The organism is Thermococcus sp., from assembly GCF_027012695.1.
Taxonomy (GTDB): domain Archaea; phylum Methanobacteriota_B; class Thermococci; order Thermococcales; family Thermococcaceae; genus Thermococcus.
On record NZ_JALUYR010000074.1, the window covers coordinates 1 to 1,604 of the forward strand.

At 60.3% G+C, this 1,604-nt stretch carries 1 protein-coding gene; it reads right to left on the reverse strand.

The window, feature by feature from the left end:
* Positions 1-2 precede the first annotated feature (2 nt).
* A partial coding sequence (locus MV985_RS06195) for a cellulose binding domain-containing protein (RefSeq protein ID WP_297464413.1) occupies positions 3-1,604 on the reverse strand: 1,602 nt, incomplete at its 5' end.

The following is a 1,604-nucleotide window of genomic DNA, read 5'->3' on the forward strand; positions in this document are numbered from 1 at the left end:
GATCAGATCGCGGCAACCGCGACCTGAGCCGGGGCACTGTATGAAGCGAAGGCGGTCATGAACCTCACGAACTCGTGGCTGAAGGCCCAGTCCGGGTCGCTCGTCCCCCTGTGGAGAGGCGAAACCTGTCCGCTTGGCCCAGGATGGTCGCGGTCAACGCTCCAGAATGCTAAAGAGCGTATCCCGTGCTGGATCGCCCAGTCGACGAGCTGCTGGGCGTCGCTGAGGGTGAAGACGCTCTTGTCGTCGTTGGTGCCTATCATCGGGGTGAGGCCTATCATGCCCCATATCTCATCGTCGCTCTTCTCGGGGTAGATCTGCTTGAGCTGGGTGAAGAGGTGTTCGGCGACGCTTATGGCGTTCTGGGCGTTTGCCGGCTTCCAGTAGTAGTCCATCGTCATCGGATTAACCCTGTCCACTTCGACGCCCTTCTCCTTCATGGTCTGGATTATCGAGTAGCCCGCCCCCACGAGGCCAGCTCCGGGGTCGCTCGGAAGGGTGAAGCTGACCCTCACGTTCGGCCTCTCCCTCTGGAGGATGACGAGGGCATCGGCGAGGAGGTTTGCATCTACGCTGGACTCGATGTCGAAGTCGAAGTAGGTGGCGTTGTAGAGGTCCGCTATCTGGATGTACCAGTCGGCGAGCTGCTCCGCGCTCCGGGCCTGCTGGCAGAGGTACGGTCCGAGGGCGCCACCGAAGGAGATAATGACGTCGCCACCAGCTTCCCTCAGGTCCCTGACCTCGCCGAGGAACCGGTCGAGCGGTATTCCGCCGGCCCACGACGGCCCGTTGTAGGCAGAGCTGTAGAGGATGAAGGCGAGCGTGAAGTACGGCGTTCCCGTGAGGTTGTAGTATTCAACGAGCGGCCTGTGGACGCTGAGGCTCATGTCGATGTAGGGCGCGAAGAAGTGCTCCGGAAGTCCAGGTCCCGCGGGAACGTAGGTCGTGTTCCCGGTCGTGGTGTTTCCAGAACCGCCCGTTCCCCCTCCAGTCTGATTGCCTCCAGTATCTCCACCCGTCTGGTTGCCACCACTTCCACCAGTCTGGTTATCGGGAGTTGCGTTGTCAGGCCAGACGTCCCAGAGCTGGCCGTCAACGTAGAGGTACATCGCTTCGACCGGCTTGCTTCCCGTTGCTATGAAGCCGAAGCTTGCTGTAGGCCCCTTGTTCCAGCTCGCGGGGGTGAAAACGATGTACTCACCTTCCTGGGACTTGCTGACGCTCCAGAAGCTTGAGATTGCCGAGCCGTCTTCGAGCTTTACCCTGACAGTCCAGTCGACCTTCGCCCCGAGGTTGAGAGTGACGTCGTACTCCGTGTTGCCCCAGTCGTTCACTTTGACGCTGAATGCATCGGGCTTGATGAGGTCTGAAGAAGTCTGGTTTCCTCCAGTCCCGCCAGTCCAGCCTCCAGTCTGATTTCCGCCGGTGCCGCTGTCGGTGTCCCCTGTCTGGTTACCTGAGTTACCAGTGTCAGTTGAGTTGTTTGAGCCTCCTGAATCGCCAGTTCCAGTGTCCGTCTGGTTTCCGGTGTTAGTGGAGTTGTCCCCCGTTCCTCCAGCGGTCTCGTTCACGGTTACGTTCTCGGGCCACACATCCCAGAGCTG